Genomic DNA, 17,270 nt, shown 5'->3' with positions numbered 1-17,270 from the left:
ATGGCCCTGGCGCTCGCCGACCCGCGGGTCAGCGCGGTGGTGGCCCCCACCCGCCGCGCCCTCGATCCCCGGCCCGGGCTGGTCAACCCGGTCGTGGATTTCGCGCGCTTGCCGCAAGACGCCGACTGGTGGGCGGTGGACGCGGTGGTGTGCACCTTGGGCACCACCCGGCGCCAGGCCGGCTCGGCGGCCGCTTTTGTCCGCGTGGACCACGACTTTCCGCTCGAAGTCGCCTACCTCGCCCGGCGGCACGGTGCCCGTGTCTACGCCTTCAATTCGGCGCTCGGTGCCGACGCGTCATCGCCGGTGCTCTATTCGCGCACCAAGGGCGAAACCGAACGCGACCTGCAGGCCGTGGGCTACCCGTCGCTCACGCTGGTGCGCCCCGGCCTGATCGGCGGCGCGCGCGCCGAGAGCCGGCCGCTGGAGCAGGCCGCGGTGCGGGTGTCGGGTTGGGTGCAGCCGCTGTTGCCGCGGCGCTGGCGGGTCGTACCGGCCGAGCGGATTGCGCGCTGTCTGCTCGACGCCGCCCTGGGCGGTGCACCGGGCGTTCACGTGATTCCGTCCGAAGCCATCTGAGCGGCGTCGGCGCGGCAACTGGTGGGCGGGCTCAGGCCACCACGACCGGCGCGCCGTTGCCACGCGGCGCGATCACACCGATCTCGTGCACCGTCTCGCCCAGCGCGCGCAGCGTGGCGGCGCAGGCGGCGGCCTGGTCGGCGGCGATCACGACCACCATGCCGATACCGTTGTTGAAGGTGCGGTTCATCTCGATGTCATCGATGCCGGCCGTCTTTTGCAGCCAGGCAAACAGCTCGGTCTGCGGCCAGCTGCCCTGGCTCAGGTGGGCCGCCGTGCCCTCGGGCAGCACGCGCGGGATGTTCTCCAGCAGGCCGCCGCCGGTGATGTGGGCCAGCGCCTTGATCGGATGCGCCGCCAGCGCGGCCAGCACGTTTTTCACGTACAGGCGCGTCGGCTTCATGATGGCCTCGCGGAACGGCTGGCCGTCCAGCGTGGCGGGCAGGTTCGCGCCGGCGCGCTCGATGCATTTGCGCACCAGCGAGAAGCCGTTGGAGTGCACCCCGTGCGAGGCCAGCCCCAGCACCACGTCGCCCGCGACCACGTTCTGGCCGGTGAGGATCTTCGACTTTTCGACCGCGCCCACGCAGAAGCCCGCGAGGTCGTACTCGCCCGGCGGATACATGCCGGGCATCTCGGCGGTCTCACCGCCGATCAGCGCGCAGCCGCTGAGTTCGCAGCCCTTGGCGATGCCGCCCACCACGGCCGCGGCCGTGTCCACATCAAGCTTGCCGCAGGCAAAGTAGTCGAGGAAGAACAGCGGTTCGGCGCCCTGCACCAGCACATCGTTGACGCTCATGGCCACCAGGTCGATGCCCACGGTGTCGTGCATGTTCCATTCAAAGGCGAGCTTGAGCTTGGTGCCCACGCCGTCGGTGCCGCTCACCAGCACCGGCTCCTGGTAGCGCTTGGGCACCTCGAACAGCGCGCCAAAGCCACCAATGCCGGCCAGCACGCCTTCGCGCATCGTCTTTTTGGCGAGCGGTTTGATGCGCTCGACCAGCGCGTCTCCGGCGTCGATGTCGACGCCGGCGTCTTTGTACGAGAGGGGGGTGGCGTTGGAGCTCATGGGGGCGGCCCGGGGCGGGCGGTGGGGGCAGGGGAGGGGCGGTCGGATACCCCCGGGGGGGCCGACTAAAATTTGGGCGGATTTTACGGGTTTGCCCTTGACCGGCCCCGTGCCCCCAACCCACATGACATTCACCCCCACCCAGACCCGCGCCGCCGCGTGGGCTGCCATCGCGCTGGCTTTCTGGCTGCTGCTCACGCTGCTGGCCCCGGTCCTCACGCCCTTCGTGCTGGCGCTGGCCATGGCCTACGCCCTGCACCCGCCGGTGGAACGCTGGGCCGCGCGCGGGGTGCCGCGCTGGCTGGGCGCCGGGCTGGCGATCTCGATGCTCATGCTGGTGTTGCTGGCGGTGGTCCTGCTCATCGTGCCCGTGATCACGCGGCAGGTGCCGCTGCTGCGCGAACAGGTGCCGCTGCTGCTCGACCGGGTCAACGAGCACCTGGTGCCGCTGGCGGCCCGGTTTGGCTTTGACCTGCAGATCGACACCGCCGCGGTGCGTGGCTGGCTGCGCAACCTCATCAGTGGACATGAGGGGCAACTCATCGACGGACTGCTGTCCTCGCTGCGCATCGGCGGCAGCGCCCTGGCCGCGCTCGCTGGCAACCTGGTGCTCATGCCCATCGTGGCGTTCTATCTGCTGCTCGACTGGGATGGGCTGGTCGCGCGCCTGAAGCGCCTGATTCCGCCCCGCTTCGCCGCTGGGGTGGACGGTTTCCTCGGCGAGACCGACGAGGTGCTGGGCCAGTACCTGCGCGGCCAGCTGCTGGTGATGGCGGTGCTGGCCGTGTTCTACACGGTGGCGCTGGCGGCGGTGGGGCTGAAGCTCGCGCTGCCCATCGGGGTGTTCACCGGGCTGGCGGTGTTTGTGCCGTACCTCGGGTTTGGTCTGGGTCTGGTGATGGCGCTGATGGCCGCGCTGTTGCAGTTCCAGACGCTGACCGGCGTGTTGCTGGTGGGAGTGGTGTACGCCGTGGGCCAGCTGGTGGAGAGCCTGTACCTCACGCCGCGTCTGCTGGGCGAGCGGATCGGCCTGCACCCGATCGCGGTCATCTTCGCGTTGCTGGCGTTCGGTCACCTGTTCGGCTTTGTCGGGGTGCTGATCGCGCTGCCGGTGAGTGCCGTGCTGCTGGTGGCGGTGCGCCGCGTGCAGGCGCGGTACCTGGCCAGTCGCCTGTACACCGAGGGCGCGTCCGCTGCCCCCGCCGCCGAGGCCGGTCCCACATCCTCCCCGACCGATCCGAAGGCCGACGCATGAAGCAGCTCGCCCTGGACATCGGCCTGGCGCCGCTGCCCACGCTCGACAACTTCGTGCCGGTCGGCAACGAGGCGGCGCTCGATCACCTGCGGCTGTGGACCCGCAACCCCCATCGCTCGCCCGTGCCCACGTTCCTGTGGGGTGAGGGCGGCAGCGGCAAAACGCACCTGCTGCGCGCGGTGCGGGAGGCCTTGCGCGAGGGCGGCGCACGCGTGGGCTGGCTCGACGCCAGCGTGCTCGACCCCGGCGAGTTCGACGAAGGCTGGGAGGCGGTGGTCATGGACGACTGCCACCTCTACACCGCCACGCAGCAGGCAGCGGCCTTCAACTGGTTCGTCAACGCCCAGACACCCGCCAGCGGACCGGCGCGCTGGGTGCTCGCCGCCGCCGCCCAGCCGCCGGCCGATCTGCGCCTGCGCGACGACCTGCGCACCCGGCTGGGCTGGGGGCATGTGTTCCAGCTGCGCGCGCTGGGCGAGACCGAGCGCCGCGCGGTGCTGCGCCGCGCCGCTGACGAGCGCGGCGTGTTCCTCGGCGACGAGGTGATGGACTTCATGCTCAACCGCTTTTCGCGCGACCTCTCCAGCCTCATGCTTCTGCTCGACCAGCTCGACGCGTACGCGCTGCGCACCCAGCGCGCCATCACCATTCCCCTCATCAAGTCCATGCTGGAAAGCGAATGAAGCTGGCCCTGTTCGACCTCGATCACACGCTGATCCCCCTCGACTCCGACCACGCCTGGGGCGAGTTCACCGTGCGTCTGGGCTGGCGCGATGCCGACGCTTTCCGCCGCGCCAACGATGGCTTCTACCAGGCCTACAAGGCCGGCACGCTGGACATCCACACCTATGTGCGCTTCGCCATCGACGCCGTGCGCGAACATGGGCAGGTGGCGGCCGAGACCGCCCACCGCCGCTTCATGGACGAGGTCATCCGGCCGGCCATCACCGAGCGGGCCCGAGCGCTCGTGCGGGCCCACCAGGACGCGGGCGACACCGTGGTGATCGTCACCGCCACCAATGAATTCGTCACGCGCCCGATCGCGCAGGCCTTTGGCGTGGAGCACCTGATTGCCATCGAGCTCGAACGCGACGAGACCGGGCTGCCCACCGGCGCCATCCGTGGCGTCCCGTCCTTCCGCGAGGGCAAGGTCGCGCGTGTGGAACAATGGCTCGCCGGGCGCGGCCTGCGTTGGGCCGACCTGGCGCACAGCGTCTTCTACAGCGACTCGCCCAACGACCTGCCGTTGCTGGAGAAGGTGCACGAACCGGTGGCCACCAACCCCGACGACCGCCTGGGCGAGATCGCCCGCCAGCGCGGCTGGCGCGTCCTCCATCTCTTCTGAGATCGGCCCAGCCGCCTTGAAGCCGATGCCCCGCGGAACCCCGGCGCCTTCCGCCTGAGCCCCCATCACCCTCTGACCGCGGCGCCGCCGCGGTGAAACTGGTCCCATGATCAAGAAACTCATCGACAAACTGCTCGGCAAGAAAACCGCAGACCCGGCCCGGCCGGCCTCGCGGTTCGGCCAGCGCGAGGACGTGCCGGCCAGCGTGCACCGCATCGACCCGCAACTGGTGGACCCGCGGGCGGTGGAGGTGGTGCGCACGCTGCAGCACGCCGGCTTCCAGGCCTACATCGTTGGCGGCGCGGTTCGCGATCTGCTGCTGGGCCTGCGCCCCAAGGACTTCGACGTCGCCACCAACGCCACGCCCGAGCAGGTCAAGGGCCTGTTCCGCCGCGCGTTCATCATCGGCCGGCGGTTCCGCATCGTGCACGTGGTGCACGGCCGCGGCCGCGAGCACGAGGTGATCGAGGTGTCGACCTTCCGCGCCTACCTCGACAGCGCCGATGCCGAGCAGGTGGCGGGCAACGAGCGCACCAGCAAGGGCGAACTCGCCGGGATGAAGCACGCGGTGGACGCCAGCGGGCGGGTGCTGCGCGACAACGTGTGGGGACCCATCGAACACGACGCCGCCCGCCGCGATTTCACCGTCAACGCCATGTACTACGACCCGCAGACGCAGGTCGTCGTCGACTTCCACCACGGCATCCGCGACGCCCAGAAAAAAACGCTGCGCATGATTGGTGACCCGGCCACCCGTTACCGCGAAGACCCGGTGCGGCTGATCCGCGCGGTGCGCTTCGCCGCCAAGCTCAGCGCGCTGGGGTTCTCGCTCGACGCCAAGACCCGTGCGCCGATGCAGGCCGCGCTGCCGCTGCTGGCCGACGTGCCGCAAAGCCGCCTGTTCGACGAGATGCTCAAGCTCCTGCAGACCGGCCACGCGCTGGCCAGCGTGGCGCAGCTCAAGACCACCGGCATGGACCGCGGCATCTACCCGCTGCTGGACGTGATCGTCCAGCGCGCCGACGACCCGCTGGTGCGCGCGGCCCTGCAGGACACCGACCGCCGCGTGGGCGAGGGCAAGCCGGTGGCGCCGAGTTTCCTGCTGGCTTGCGTGCTGTGGCCCGACGTGCGCCAGGGGTGGGAGCAACGGCTGCAGTCCCGCCCGTCCCACAAGCCGGTCCCGCCCTTCGCGGCCTTGCAGGAGGCGGTGGACGAGGCGTTTGACGCCCGCATCGGCGACGTCTCCGGCCGCGGCAAGCTCGGCGCCGACATGCGCGAGATCTGGCTCATGCAGCCGCGCTTTGAGAAGCGCACCGGCAGCTCGGTGTTCAGCCTGCTGGACCAGCCGCGCTTCCGCGCCGGCTTCGATTTCCTGCGCCTGCGCGCCACGTCCGGCGAGATCGACGATGCCCTGGCCAGCTGGTGGGAGACCTTCAGCACCGCCAGCGACGGGCAGCGCCACGAGATGGTCGAGGAGCAGCGTCGCCAGACCCAGGGCCGCGCCAGCGGCGCGCGCCGCGTGCGCCGCGTCGATGCCCCGCCGACGCCAGGCGTGGCCGGCGAGACGCCGACCGACGATCCGCGCTGGCGCTCCGTGGACCCCGCCGCCGGCGACACCGCTGACACCGCCGACGATGGTCCCGAGGGCGGCGAGCCGCCCGCCGCCGACGCCCCCGCGCGCAAACGCCGTCGCCGGCGCCGCAAGCCGGGCGGCGGCTCGGGGGGTGCCGGACCCGACGGCGGAGCCAGCGGCGCGGACTGACCCGCGGACTGGCATGGTGTCAGCGCGCGAACGCCCAGAAGTCACCGCTTACGTGGCGCTGGGCGCCAACCTCGGCGATGCGGCCGCCACGCTGCGCGATGCGCTGCAGCGTCTCAATCGCACGCCCGGCTTGCGATGTCTCAAGGTCTCCGGCCTCTACCGCACGGCGCCCATCGATGCGAGCGGCCCCGACTACCTCAACGCCGTGGCCGAGGTCGGCACCACGCTCACCGCACCGGCCCTGCTCGTCGCCCTGCAGGCCATCGAAACCGCCCACGGCCGCGAACGCCCCTACCGCAACGCCCCGCGCACGCTCGACCTCGACCTGCTGCGCTACGGCGACGCGCGCATCGACTCCCCCCGCCTGACCGTGCCCCACCCGCGGATGATGGAGCGGGCTTTTGTGCTGGTGCCGCTGGCGGAAATCGCGCCCCACCTCGTCGATGCCGCTCGCCTGCAGGCCGTGGCCGATCAGCCGGTGTCCCGCTGCGGCGATGGGCGCCTGCCCCCGCCGGCTTGACGGCCGCCGCGCCCCCGGCGATCCTGCGGCGCACGCCCCACCACGCACGCCCCACCACGCACGCCGCTGCCATGCACGATTTGCTCACCGGACAACGCGTCCTGATCACCCAGGCCGACGACTTCATGGGGCCCGCGCTGTGCGCGGTGTTTGCCGAGCAGGGCGCCACGGTCGTCGCCAGCCGTGAGCCGCTGTCGCCGCGCGGCGCGCCCGAGGCCGTGGTGTCGGCCGCGGGCGACATCGACGTGCTGGTGGCCAACCTGGCCCATCTCGCGCCCAGCACGCCGGCGCCGGCCGTGGACGAGGCCGAGTGGCGCTCGGTGTTCGCGGCGCTGGTCGACCCGCTGCCCCGCCTTCTGGCCGCCGTCGGTCCCCGCATGACAGCGCGCCGGCGCGGCAAGGTGCTGGTGATCGGAAGCGCGGCGGCGCTGCGCGGGATGAAGCGTGCCTCCACCTACAGCGCCGCGCGCGGCGCGCAGCTGGCCTGGGTGCAGGCGGTCGGCGTGGAACTCGCGCCCCACGGCGTGCAGGTCAACGCCATCGCGCAGAACTTTGTCGACAACCCCACCTACTTCCCGCCCGAGGTGCAGGCCAACCCGCGCTTCCAGGAGCGTCTGGCCCGTGAGGTGCCGCTGGGCCGGCTGGTGTCCGCCCGCGAAGACGCCCTGTTCGCGGCCTACCTCTGCAGCCCGGCCGCCGATTGCTTCGTGGGCCAGGTGTTCCCGGTCTGCGGTGGCTGGGTCGGCCGCTGACGCGCGGCCCCGGTCAACCGACTCGCATACCCCGGCCGGTGTCGGCCGCCTTGCCCGCGTCCACTGTGCGGTGGCCGGCGCGCCCGCAACGGGTGGCGCGCGCTGTGTGCCAGACGCCGGGGAGGCTGTGTGCACAAAGACCTGGAATTGGTGTGTGGGGCGTTGGACTCGCTGGCCAAGGTGACGTTGGCGGGCTGGTCGGGGGATCAAACCTTTGCCGACGCGTGGGGGTGGAACTGCCCTTCGCTCACCCGGCACGATCTGGCGGCTCTGCCTGCCGCGCTGGCGCGGGACATCCGTGATGCGGGCCCGGACACGCTGTCGGAAGCCCAGCAGCGACTCGTGCTGGACATCCCGCGACGCTTGCAGTACGTCGGCAGCCACACGGTTCCCAACCTGTGGGGAGGCAACAACGGCGCGGCGGTGGCGGCCTACACCACGACCCTGGCCGCCTTGCGCGAATCGCTGGCGCCTGTGATCGGCTGGCAACGCGCGCCGGATCTCAAGACTTTGCCCGCGGCGCTGGTTCGCAAGTTGCGCACCTTGCAAAGCGAGATCGAGCAGCTGGTGCCCGACAAAGAGCGCCTGGCCAGTCAGGTGGCCGACATCATCGCCGCCCACGAGGCCGCCGAGTCCTTGCCGGTGGACATGGAGCGCTTGAAGGATGCGCGCAAAGACACGGCCGCTGCGTCCGCCGACGCCGCTGCGTCGCGCAAGGCGGCCGAGGCCCATGCCGCCGAAGCAGCCGATCATCTCAAGGACATCCTCGCGCGCCAGACCGAAGCGCAGCGGTTGGTAGCGCAATGCGAAGAGGCTTACCGCATCACCACCACCAAGGGCCTTGCGGCGGCGTTTGACCAGCGGGCAGTTCAACTGACGCAATCGCTTTGGATCTGGGTGTTGGGCTTGATGGCGTCACTGGTGATCGGTGCTCTGCTGGGAGCGGAACGAATCCATCAGTTGTCCTTTCTGCTCGGCAACCCCTCCCCCTCGTGGGGTGCGGTGTGGATGAACCTGCTGTTGTCGCTCGCGGCGGTTGGCGCGCCGGTCTGGTTCGCGTGGATCGCCACGCGGCAGATCGGTCAGCGTTTTCGCCTGGCCGAGGACTACGCCTTCAAGGCCTCGGTGGCCAAGGCGTACGAGGGCTACCGCCGCGAGGCTGCGCGCCTGGACGAGGCGCTGGAGCAGCGCCTGTTCAGCTCCGCGCTGACCCGCCTGGAAGAGGCGCCGCTGCGGCTGGTCGAGTCCGAGACACCCGGCAGCCCGTGGCACGAGTTCGTGCAATCGCCCGCCTTCCAGAAAGCCGCCCAAGCCGTGCCCGAGCTGTGGCAGGCCGCTGGCCGATTTCTGGGGTCGGTTCGCCCCTCGCCGGCGGCCCTTGATCAGCGGGCGTCTGATCGGCCGTCCTGACCAGGCCAGTCGAGTACACGCCCGCCGGTCCTTCCCCGCCCCCACGCCAACCGCACCAGGAGCCACCATGCCATTCAATCTGGACGCCGCCAGCAAATTCCTCACAGTCTGCTCCCTCGCCATCGCTGTCGTTGCGGCCGGCAAGGCGCTTCCGCTCGATGCCGAGCTGAAGAAACTAGCCTCCGAGACGCAGCGGCTCGACAACGAGTTGAAGCTGGCATCGGCCAGGCTGCAGGAGGCCGAAGCGCAGCTCAAGCAAGCCGAGTCCGGCCGAAAGCTCTCCTTTGACCTCTATCAGGAAGTCAAAAAAGTGCTGGAGAAAAAAGAACGATCGGCCCGAGATGAAGAGGCCTTGCGGGTGTTGATCGAGTCGCTGGCGGAGGACCCATTCCGCTACAAGCTGCTTTCCGTCTTGGCCGTGGGCTCGGCCACGGACAGCGTCAAGCAATTGGCGGCCGAAAGCTCGCGCTTCTATCAGGAAGAAGCGGCCCTGGCGTCGCTTGAGAAGTTGACCAGCCGCACCGCTGCCCCTGCAGCGGGTGGGCGATCGCTTACCAACTACGACGTGGACATCTTTTTCTGTGTGCAGAAAAGAGAAACGTCGGAACCCGTGGCCAAGCAGTTGATCGCGCTGAGGCGACTGGACGAGTCGGGCCGGTGGCGGCTGCGCGCCCTGCCTGAGACCATCAACCAGCAGCCCGGTTACGGCGTCCGCTCGACCGAGATCCGCTACAACGCCCCGGACGAGGCGCCTCAGGCACAGGTCTTGGTCGACCGGCTGGCAGGCGCGGGCGTTCAGGCGGCGCTGCGGGTGTCATCGCAGTCGACACCGTGGTATCTCAGCGTCTTCGTCTGTCAGTAAGGCTGGCGCTGCCCGACGACGGCCGCGGACCGCCGGGGTCAAGGTGTCTCGTGTCGGCAGCCGCCTCAGGGCGCCAGCCGCTCCCGCGTCCAGCCCGCACCGTCCTGCGGGGTGTAGCGCAGGCGGTCGTGCAGGCGGCTTTTGCGGCCCTGCCAGAACTCCCACCGGTCGGGCACGAGCCGAAAGCCGCCCCAGTGCGGCGGGCGGGGCGGGTTGAGCAGGAACTGGGCGCCGTATTTGGCGGCGTTGGTCACCAGGACGGTGCGGCTGTCGATGACCTCGCTCTGCGGGCTGGCCCAGGCGCCGATGCGGCTGTCCAGTGGGCGGCTGTGGAAGTAGGCGTCGCTCTCCGCGTCGCTCACCTTCTCCACGCGACCCTCGATGCGCACGACGCGCTCGAGTTCGACCCAGTGGAACTGCAGCGCGGCGAACGGGTTGCCCGCGAGCTCGCGGCCTTTGCGGCTCTGGTAGTTCGTGTACCACACGATGCCGCGCTCGTCGTAGCCCTTGATGAGCACCACGCGCGTGCTCGGCCTGAGATCGGGGCCGACGGTGGCCAGCGTCATGGCGTTGGGCTCGGGGAGGTCGGCGCGAATGGCTTCTTGCAGCCATTGGTCGAACTGGCGCAGCGGGTCGCCGTGGGACGCGTCTTCGCTGAGTTCGGCCTTTTCGTAGCTTTTGCGCAGGTCGGCGATGGAGGAGTTCATGGCGTGAGTCTAGGCGGGCGGAGCGCCGGGATCGGCCAGCCGCAGCAGCCGCCCCAGAGCGCGGTCGTGTATGCCGTGGGCGCGCAGGCCGTCGAAGGTTTGACGGGCGTAGTCGAGTGTCGTGCCGTAGCGGCCGCAAGCCCGGGCGAAGATCGCCCGGTAGTCGTCCACGCTGAGCTCGCCGGTGTGGCTGGGGCTGCGGCGTGAGAGGGTGAAGGCCAGCGCCCGCACGTCGCCCTGCGGCGTGCGGCAGCGCAGCCACTTCGGGTCGTAGACCGGGTTGGGCATTTCGCGCGCCCACAGCGCGGGCATGGCGGCTTCCACCGCGTCGTGAGGCAGGCGCAGGGCGAGTCCGTCGCAGCTGCCGCCGGGCAGCAGCGCGAACACCAGACCCGGGCAATCGGGTGTGCCGCGGTTGACGCGGCTCCACATGCGCAGGCTGCGGTGGTGGCCATGCACACGCGCCGGGCGCCGTTCGGCCGCTTCGAACTCCGGGCGCCACACCAGCGACGCGTAGGCAAACACCCAGAGGTCGGCTCGCGGGCCCTGCGCGCGCCACTCGCGCAGCGTGCGCTCGAGGAGCACGGCGCCATCGCGCTGCGTAGAATCCGGCGGTTTTGCCTTAACACCTTGAACGGAGAACAAGCCCATGGCTTCGCAGGATAACGAACAGGAATTGCGTGTGGTGGCGGCGGTGGTGATCGCGCTGCTGGTGCTGGTGGTGGGCAGCGTGATCGGCTTCGGGGTGCATCGCGCCGGTGCCGAGCGCCCCGCGGCGCCGGCGACGGCGGTGGTGGCGCCCGCCGTGGTGGTGTCCGATGACGCCAGCGTCATCGTCGAGAACGGTGTGGTGAAGTTCTATTTCGCCACCGGCAAGGCGGAGCTGGCCCAGGGCGCGGCGTCGGCGCTGGCCGACCCGATCGCCGCTGCGCTGGGGGGCAAGAAGCTGGCGATCTCTGGCTTCCACGACGCCACCGGCAGCGCCGACGCCAACGCCGAGCTGGCCAAGCAGCGGGCCCTGGCGGTGCGGCAGGTCCTGATGGCCGCGGGCGTGGCCGAGGCCGCCCTGGAATTGCGCAAACCCGAGGTCACCACCGGCAGCGGCAACAACGCCGAAGCGCGCCGCGTCGAAGTGGTCGTGCTGCCCTGATCCCCGATCGCCGGATCACCGCCCGCCGCTGCCGGCGGGCTCCGGCAGCCACACCGCGAGGCGCTGCCGCAAGCCGGTGAGCCGCATGGGCTTGGTCATGAAGTCGTCCATGCCGGCCGCCAGGCACCGGGCCCGGTCGGTGTCGAATGCGTTCGCGGTGAGGGCGACGATCACCGGCTGGCGCTCAAGCCCCAGCGCCCGGATGGCCCGGGTGGCCTCCAGGCCGTCCAGGCCGGGCAGCTGAACGTCCATCAACACCAGGTCCACCGCGGGCCGCGCCGCCACGCGCTCGACCGCCGCGCGCCCGTCGCCGACCGTTTCGGCGAGGTGGCCCAGTTTGGCCAGCATCGCCTCACCCAGCCGCCGGTTGACCGGGTCGTCGTCAACGAGCAGCACCCGCGCCTGTCGGCCTGGCGCCGGCAGCGAGGCGGCGCCGCTGGGGTCGGCGGCGGCGGGGCTGGGCGGGATCGTCGTCACGCCCGGCAGGGGCAGGATCACGGTGAAGCAGGAGCCGGCGCCTTCGGCGCTGGTCGCTGCGATGGAGCCCCCCATGGCCTCGCACAGGCGGTGGCAGATCATCAGCCCCAGGCCACTGCCGCCATGGCGGCGGGCCACCGCCGCGTCCGCCTGGGCATAGGGCTGAAAAAGGCGCTCCAGGACGGCCGCGGTCATGCCGGTGCCGGTGTCGGTGACCGTCAGCCGCAGCCGCGGTGACGCGCCGTCGGTGAGGCGGTCGGCGCGCAGCGTGACCGCGCCGGCCGGGGTGAACTTCAGGGCGTTGGACAGCAGGTTGCCGACCACCTGCCGGAGCCGGTGGCTGTCGCCGCGGGTGAGGTCCGGCACACCGTCATCAATGGACAGCACAAGGTCCAGACCGCGGTTCTCCGCCTGCGGGCGAAACAGCGCCACCGTGTGGGCCAGCGCGTCACGTAGCGCATAGGGTTCGTCGGCCAGCGGCATCTGGCGCGCGTCGAGGCGTGAAAGGTCGAGGATGTCGTTGATCAGCACGAGCAGGCCGTCACCGCTGCGCCGCAGCGTCTCGACATAGCCTCGTTGTTCTGCGGTGAGCGCAGTGGTTGCCAGCAGTTCGGCCGTGCCCAGCACGCCGTGCAGCGGTGTGCGGATTTCATGGCTCATCATGGCAAGAAACTCACCCATCGCCGCGGTCAGCTGGGCCGCCCGTTCGGCCTCCCGCTGCCAGGCGGCGGTCCGTTCCGTCACCTGACGCTCGAGGTCGCGGGCCTGGGCTTGAAGCGCCAGATGGGCGTCAAACAGCGCGCGGCTGCGTTCCTCCAGCAGCCGCTCGGCCTCGGTCCGGGCACGACGCTCGCGCGCCAGTGCGCGGGCCAGCAGGTCGGGGGAGGCGGGGTGGGTCAGCACGAGGGCACCCGCCGGATGTCGAAACGCTGGGCGCCCTCGGGGTCGCCCGCGACCGGCTCGCGCTGCACCGTCAAGTCTTCACCGTGGTGTTCGGCGCAGCCGGCGATCAGTCCTTCAGCCAGCACCTCCATGTGGCGGGCCGAGCGGTAGACGAGCACCAGACGATCGGGCTCCCGGTGCTCGACCTCGAAGCGGGGAAGTTGGGCATCGGGGTACAGACGCAGCACCTCGCGGTGGATCACCGACTCGATGCGCGCCAGGAACTCGAGCGCGCCGCCGCTGGCGGGCAGCAGGCCGCTGTGGGTGGCGGCAAACCGATGGAACAGGTGCCGGCCAAAGGCGCGGAGCAGCTCGGCCACGGGGGTCCCGGTGGCGGCTGAGAGGGCCTGCACGAGCGCGACCATTTCCCCGTGCGGGTAGCTGCCCACCGCCGTATAGGCGCCGCCCGAGGCCGGCCGGGCGCGCTCGATCACGCCCTCGACCATGGCCAGCGAGTGCTGCTGCTCGACCATGTCGAGAAACTCGGTGAAAACGACGCCTTTCATCACTCCGCCTCAGGGCATCGGCCCTTCGCTGGCGGATTGTCCCCCGACGATGGGAAGTCGAAGCCGTGAAATGCGTCGCGCACCGGCCGCATTTCTGACCCGGGGCTGCTGCGCGCCGGTCCTCGCGGCTGGCTGTGCCAGGCTGTTCGTGGGCAGCCCGACGCCAGGTTCAGCGCAGGTTCAGCGCAGGTCAAACACGAGGCAGGTGGTGGTGGCGTGGGCGTAGAGCGTGCCGTCCGGGCCCTCCAGGCGGGCTTCTGCGGTGGCCAGTTGCCGGCCGGCGTGGAGCACCCGGCCATGGGCGCGCACGCGCGGCACCTTCGGCGTGAGCGCCCGCACGATGTTCACGCTGAGTTCGGCCGTGGTGTAGCCCCGGCCCGGGGTCATCCTGGTGTGGACCGCGCAGCCCATGGCCGAGTCGAGCAGGGTGGCGAACCAGCCGCCGTGCACCGTGCCCATCGGGTTGAAGTGCTGGGGGCCCGGGGTGCCCTGAAACACCGCCTCGCCATCGGCCACGCCGACCAAGAGGAAGTCGAGGGTCTGGGCGATGGCCGCGTAAGGCAGTTCGCCCCGCAGCATGGCCTGCATCATCGCGAGACCGTCGAGCCCGGCGATCTGGTCCGGCCGCGCCACGCCGGGGCCAGGGCCGGCCTCCAGCGCGCGGCGGACGGCGGATTCCTCGGTCAACCAGCGATCCAGGGTGTCGGTGGCGGTGGTCATGGGCGTACCTTTCTGAAATAAGTTGCGTATGCAATGAGTGTATATACAATTAAAAAGATGCGCCCTGCTCCCACCGAAACGCCCGCCCCACCCCAGCCACAGGGGTGCACCAACCTCAAGTTGCGCATGCTGGGCCGGCGCGTGGCGGCCGTGTACGACGCTGAGGTCGGCCAGACCGGCCTGAAGGGCACGCAGTACTCGCTGCTGTCCCATGTGGTGCGGCTTGGTCCGGTGCCGGGTGGGGAGCTGGCGCGGCTCATGTCGCTCAGCCCGTCCTCGCTGTCGCGCAGTCTGCGACCGCTGATCGAGGCGGGTTGGGTGCGTCTGGGCACGGGTGCGGACGAGCGCACCCGGCCGGTGGAGGCCACGGAGGCCGGTCGGGCCAAGCGGGCTGAGGCGCAGCGCCGCTGGCGCGTGGCGCAGGAAGCGATCAACCGCCGGCTGGGGCCGGAGCGTGTGATCGCGCTGCATGCGCTGCTCGACGAAGCGATGGTGTGCCTCGACGACACGCCCGGCTGACAGCGGCGATCGACGCGGCGCGCGCGCCGTGCCGCGGCCGTAGATCGCAGAGCCGACGGCCTTCGGGCCGCGGTGCCGCCTCAGGGCGAGCCAGAGGCCGTCGCGGCGGCAGCCGGGTCGGCGGGCGCGACCTCACGGACCGGGCTGGGGGTGGCGGCCGGCGCCGCTTCGGCCTCGGCCGGTGCCAGGGGCCATTCCACCACGACGCTCAGGCCGCCGCCTGGTGTGTCCTGCAGGCGCAGCTGCCCCAACGACTGCGTGACGATGCTGGCCACGATGGCCAGGCCCAGGCCGCTGCCCGTGCTGTCGTCCGGGTTGAGCCGCACGAAGCGCTGCAACACGCGCTCGCGGTCCTCGGCGGGGATGCCGCGGCCGTTGTCGCACACCCGGAGGCGGGCGTGCGAGGCATCGCGTTCGACCCGCACGTCCACCCGGCTGCCGCGCGGGCAATAGCGGGTGGCGTTGTCCACCAGGTTGTCGAGCAGCACGCGAAGCTCCGCCGGATCGGCCCACACCAGGGCCGCTTCGCTGCTGTCCAGGCCAAGGTCGATGTCGCGGGCTTCGGCTTGTGCTGAGAACGCACCGACCACCCGGGCCGCCAGCGTGTCGAGCCGCACCGCGCGGGGCTGGCGCTCGCGCACATCGGGCTCCAGGCGCGCCATCTGCAGCAGCTGGGCCACAAGGTGCGTGGCACGTTCGATGCCTTGGTCGAGCTCGTCGAGCGCCGCGCTGCGCTGGGAGTCGCTGGCGCGGCGCGCCAGCTGGGCCTGCAGCTTGACCGCAGCCAGCGGGGTGTTCAGTTCGTGGGCGGCGTCGGCCAGCAGCTGGCGTTGGGTGGTGAGCAGGCCATCCACCCGCGCCAGCAGTTCGTTGAGCGCCTCGGCCAGGGGTTCGAGCTCCTCGGGCAGGTCGTCGCGGGGCATCGCGCGCAGGTCGCGTGTGTCGCGCCGGCGGATCTCGCGGCCCATGGCATTGAGCGGCGCCAGCGCACTGCCCACGGCCGTGTGGATGATCAGACCGAGCAGCAGCACCAGCAGTCCCAGCGGCGCGAGCAGCCACGGGGCAAGCTCGGCGAAGCTCGCCGCACGGTCTGACGACGTGACGGCGACCTGCACCACCTGGCCGCGCTCGGCCAGCGCATAGACGCGCCAGAGCTCGCCGTCCCACTCCACGATGTGCAGCCCGGGGGTTTGCAGCGGCGGACCAATGCTGTCCAGTGAGCTGTAGACGAGGTTGCCGCCGGGCGTCCAGATCTGACTGACAAACTGTCCGAGGTCTTCGTAGGGCTCCTCGTCGGGTGGGTTTTCCTCCCGTCCCTCGCCGTCGGCGACCGTTTCGCTGCTGTCATTGGCCGCGGCCGGTGGCGGTGCCGCCCGCGGCGGGGTGGTGGGCCGAACGCCGTGGCGCAGCACGGAGTAAGCGATCTGCTGCAGGCCATAGTCCCGCACCCGGTTGAAGCCGTTCCACGCCAGCGTGTAGGTCAACACGCTCACCAGCACCGCGGTCACGATGAGCGCGCCGATCTGCCAGAGCAGCAGGCGCTGCCGGATCGATTTCACGCGCTGGCCTCGACGATCTTGTAGCCCACGCCGCGCACGTTCTTGATCCGCTCCGGGCCGAGTTTTCGCCGGAGGTGGTGCAGATGCACCTCGATGGCGTTGCTGGTGACTTCGGTTTGCCAGCCGTACAGCCGGTTTTCCAGTTGCTCGCGCGACAGCACCACGCCCGGTCGCTCCATCAGCGCGGCCAGCAGGTCAAACTCCCGCGGTGGCAGGCTCAGCGGCTCGCCGCCCAGCGTGACCTCGCGGCGTTGCGGGTCCAGCACGAGGTCGCCGAGGCGCAGCTCGGGTTGGGCGCGCCCCTGGCGCCGGCGCGCCAGCGCGTGCACCCGCGCGATCAGCTCGTCGAGGTCGAAGGGCTTCGTCAGGTAATCGTCGGCGCCCAGGTTCAGGCCGCGCACGCGATCGCCCACCGCGTCGCGGGCCGACACCACCAGCACCGCCACGCTGGAGCCCGACTCGCGCAGCCACTGCAGCAGTTGCAAACCGTCCTCGCGCGGAAGGCCGATGTCGAGCAGCACCACGTCGTGTTGCCCGGTTTCCAGGGCGCGGCGGGCGGCGGTGCCGTCTCGCACCCACACCACGGTGAACCCGGCCATGCGCAAGCCGCGTTCCATGCCTTGGCCCAGCATCAGATCGTCTTCGGCAAGCAGCAGCTTCATGGCAGGGAGAGTGTGCGACAAAAAGAGGCGGCGGGGTCAGGCCCCGCCGGGACGCGGCCGGGGTTCCCGGCCACGCTCAGATTCCAACGACGTCGTGAAAGCTCAGGCTTTCTTTTCTTCTTTTTTGGCCTTCTTGGCTTTCTTCTCGTCCTTGGCCTTCGGTGCCGCGTCCTTCTTGGCGTCGGCGGGGGCGGCTTTCTTCACCTCGGGCGTCGCCGGGGTGGCTGCCACCGCGGGCGTCGCGGGCGCAGCGGCCACGGGTTTCGCGGCCGGGGTGGCCGGCACCGCCGGGGTGGCGGGCGTGGCGGTCTGGGCGAAAGCGGCGCCAGACACGGCGAGGGCAGCGATCAGGGTAGCGAGGCTTTTTTGCATGGTGTTCACTTCCAAGGACAGTGGGTTGGCTTGTCGACCGCGCCATTCGCTGCCGACGGAAGTGATTCTGGGGAGGCAGGCTTAGGGCCGGTTTAACGCTTT

Annotated in this window: 20 protein-coding genes; 11 read left to right on the top strand and 9 right to left on the bottom strand. The window is 70.7% G+C overall.

Annotation, left to right across the window (positions count from 1 at the left end; translation table 11 throughout):
* Positions 1–579: a Rossmann-fold NAD(P)-binding domain-containing protein gene (locus AC2D80_RS15120; protein ID WP_484633912.1), complete on the top strand. Its 579-nt coding sequence runs from the start codon at positions 1–3 to the stop codon at positions 577–579.
* A gap of 31 nt (positions 580–610) precedes the next feature.
* On the opposite strand, the gene purM is transcribed toward AC2D80_RS15120, so the two are convergent.
* On the bottom strand, positions 611–1,648 hold the full coding sequence (gene purM / locus AC2D80_RS15115) for a phosphoribosylformylglycinamidine cyclo-ligase (protein WP_484633866.1): 1,038 nt from the start codon (positions 1,646–1,648) through the stop codon (positions 611–613).
* 124 nt (positions 1,649–1,772) lie between these two features.
* Between purM and AC2D80_RS15110 the strand changes: the two genes are divergently transcribed.
* The 8 genes from AC2D80_RS15110 to AC2D80_RS15075 all read left to right on the top strand — a co-directional run bounded on the left by AC2D80_RS15110 (position 1,773) and on the right by AC2D80_RS15075 (position 9,554).
* The gene (locus AC2D80_RS15110) at positions 1,773–2,903 is read left to right on the top strand and encodes an AI-2E family transporter (RefSeq protein WP_484633865.1); all 1,131 of its coding nucleotides are present in this window, start codon (positions 1,773–1,775) and stop codon (positions 2,901–2,903) included.
* On the top strand, positions 2,900–3,586 hold the full coding sequence (gene hda / locus AC2D80_RS15105) for a DnaA regulatory inactivator Hda (protein WP_484633864.1): 687 nt from the start codon (positions 2,900–2,902) through the stop codon (positions 3,584–3,586). The genes AC2D80_RS15110 and hda overlap by 4 nt, the downstream gene beginning before the upstream one ends.
* Entirely contained in the window at positions 3,583–4,248 is a 666-nt protein-coding gene (locus AC2D80_RS15100) for a histidinol-phosphatase (protein ID WP_484633863.1), read from the top strand. The genes hda and AC2D80_RS15100 overlap by 4 nt, the downstream gene beginning before the upstream one ends.
* Positions 4,249–4,354: 106 nt before the next feature.
* Positions 4,355–6,010, top strand: coding sequence for a polynucleotide adenylyltransferase PcnB (pcnB, locus tag AC2D80_RS15095; RefSeq protein ID WP_484633862.1), 1,656 nt, complete (start codon positions 4,355–4,357; stop codon positions 6,008–6,010).
* A gap of 16 nt (positions 6,011–6,026) precedes the next feature.
* The gene (folK, locus tag AC2D80_RS15090) at positions 6,027–6,530 is read left to right on the top strand and encodes a 2-amino-4-hydroxy-6-hydroxymethyldihydropteridine diphosphokinase (RefSeq protein WP_484633861.1); all 504 of its coding nucleotides are present in this window, start codon (positions 6,027–6,029) and stop codon (positions 6,528–6,530) included.
* A 71-nt stretch (positions 6,531–6,601) separates the two neighbouring features.
* Entirely contained in the window at positions 6,602–7,282 is a 681-nt protein-coding gene (locus AC2D80_RS15085; RefSeq protein WP_484633860.1) for an SDR family oxidoreductase, read from the top strand.
* A 129-nt stretch (positions 7,283–7,411) separates the two neighbouring features.
* Positions 7,412–8,692: a hypothetical protein gene (locus AC2D80_RS15080; protein ID WP_484633859.1), complete on the top strand. Its 1,281-nt coding sequence runs from the start codon at positions 7,412–7,414 to the stop codon at positions 8,690–8,692.
* Between the two features lie 67 nt (positions 8,693–8,759).
* Positions 8,760–9,554, top strand: a complete 795-nt coding sequence (locus tag AC2D80_RS15075; RefSeq protein ID WP_484633858.1) for a hypothetical protein — start codon at positions 8,760–8,762, stop codon at positions 9,552–9,554.
* Positions 9,555–9,619: 65 nt separating this feature from the next.
* Here AC2D80_RS15075 and pdxH read toward each other — a convergent pair whose 3' ends face one another.
* A complete protein-coding gene (gene pdxH / locus AC2D80_RS15070; protein WP_484633857.1) occupies positions 9,620–10,261 on the bottom strand; it encodes a pyridoxamine 5'-phosphate oxidase in 642 nt (213 codons plus the stop codon).
* Positions 10,262–10,270: 9 nt separating this feature from the next.
* Positions 10,271–10,912: a gamma-glutamylcyclotransferase gene (locus tag AC2D80_RS15065; protein ID WP_484633856.1), complete on the bottom strand. Its 642-nt coding sequence runs from the start codon at positions 10,910–10,912 to the stop codon at positions 10,271–10,273.
* Between AC2D80_RS15065 and AC2D80_RS15060 the strand changes: the two genes are divergently transcribed.
* Positions 10,911–11,411, top strand: coding sequence for an OmpA family protein (locus tag AC2D80_RS15060; RefSeq protein ID WP_484633855.1), 501 nt, complete (start codon positions 10,911–10,913; stop codon positions 11,409–11,411). The two genes, AC2D80_RS15065 and AC2D80_RS15060, sit on opposite strands and share 2 nt — an antisense overlap.
* Before the next feature lie 15 nt (positions 11,412–11,426).
* Here AC2D80_RS15060 and AC2D80_RS15055 read toward each other — a convergent pair whose 3' ends face one another.
* From AC2D80_RS15055 to AC2D80_RS15045, 3 genes are all read right to left on the bottom strand, one after another.
* Positions 11,427–12,791: an ATP-binding protein gene (locus AC2D80_RS15055; RefSeq protein WP_484633854.1), complete on the bottom strand. Its 1,365-nt coding sequence runs from the start codon at positions 12,789–12,791 to the stop codon at positions 11,427–11,429.
* Positions 12,785–13,336 (bottom strand): heme NO-binding domain-containing protein, encoded by a 552-nt coding sequence (locus AC2D80_RS15050; protein ID WP_484633853.1) that lies wholly within the window; start codon positions 13,334–13,336, stop codon positions 12,785–12,787. The genes AC2D80_RS15055 and AC2D80_RS15050 overlap by 7 nt, the downstream gene beginning before the upstream one ends.
* Positions 13,337–13,516: 180 nt before the next feature.
* Positions 13,517–14,056 (bottom strand): PaaI family thioesterase, encoded by a 540-nt coding sequence (locus tag AC2D80_RS15045; RefSeq protein ID WP_484633852.1) that lies wholly within the window; start codon positions 14,054–14,056, stop codon positions 13,517–13,519.
* Positions 14,057–14,182: 126 nt separating this feature from the next.
* On the opposite strand from AC2D80_RS15045, the gene AC2D80_RS15040 reads away from it, so the two are divergent.
* On the top strand, positions 14,183–14,575 hold the full coding sequence (locus AC2D80_RS15040) for a MarR family winged helix-turn-helix transcriptional regulator (protein ID WP_484633851.1): 393 nt from the start codon (positions 14,183–14,185) through the stop codon (positions 14,573–14,575).
* Positions 14,576–14,655: 80 nt separating this feature from the next.
* Here AC2D80_RS15040 and AC2D80_RS15035 read toward each other — a convergent pair whose 3' ends face one another.
* The 3 genes from AC2D80_RS15035 to AC2D80_RS15025 form a co-directional block, all read right to left on the bottom strand.
* Positions 14,656–16,134 carry a sensor histidine kinase gene (locus tag AC2D80_RS15035; protein ID WP_484633850.1) on the bottom strand — a complete coding sequence of 493 codons (1,479 nt, stop codon included), beginning with the start codon at positions 16,132–16,134 and terminating at the stop codon, positions 14,656–14,658.
* Positions 16,131–16,796: a response regulator gene (locus AC2D80_RS15030; protein WP_484633849.1), complete on the bottom strand. Its 666-nt coding sequence runs from the start codon at positions 16,794–16,796 to the stop codon at positions 16,131–16,133. The genes AC2D80_RS15035 and AC2D80_RS15030 overlap by 4 nt, the downstream gene beginning before the upstream one ends.
* A gap of 102 nt (positions 16,797–16,898) precedes the next feature.
* A complete protein-coding gene (locus AC2D80_RS15025) occupies positions 16,899–17,168 on the bottom strand; it encodes a hypothetical protein (protein ID WP_484633848.1) in 270 nt (89 codons plus the stop codon).
* Positions 17,169–17,270: the final 102 nt, after the last annotated feature.

The organism is Hydrogenophaga sp. T66, from assembly GCF_057219855.1.
The sequence above is the reverse complement of the archived record's forward strand: the minus strand, read 5'-3'. Positions and strand labels throughout refer to the sequence as shown.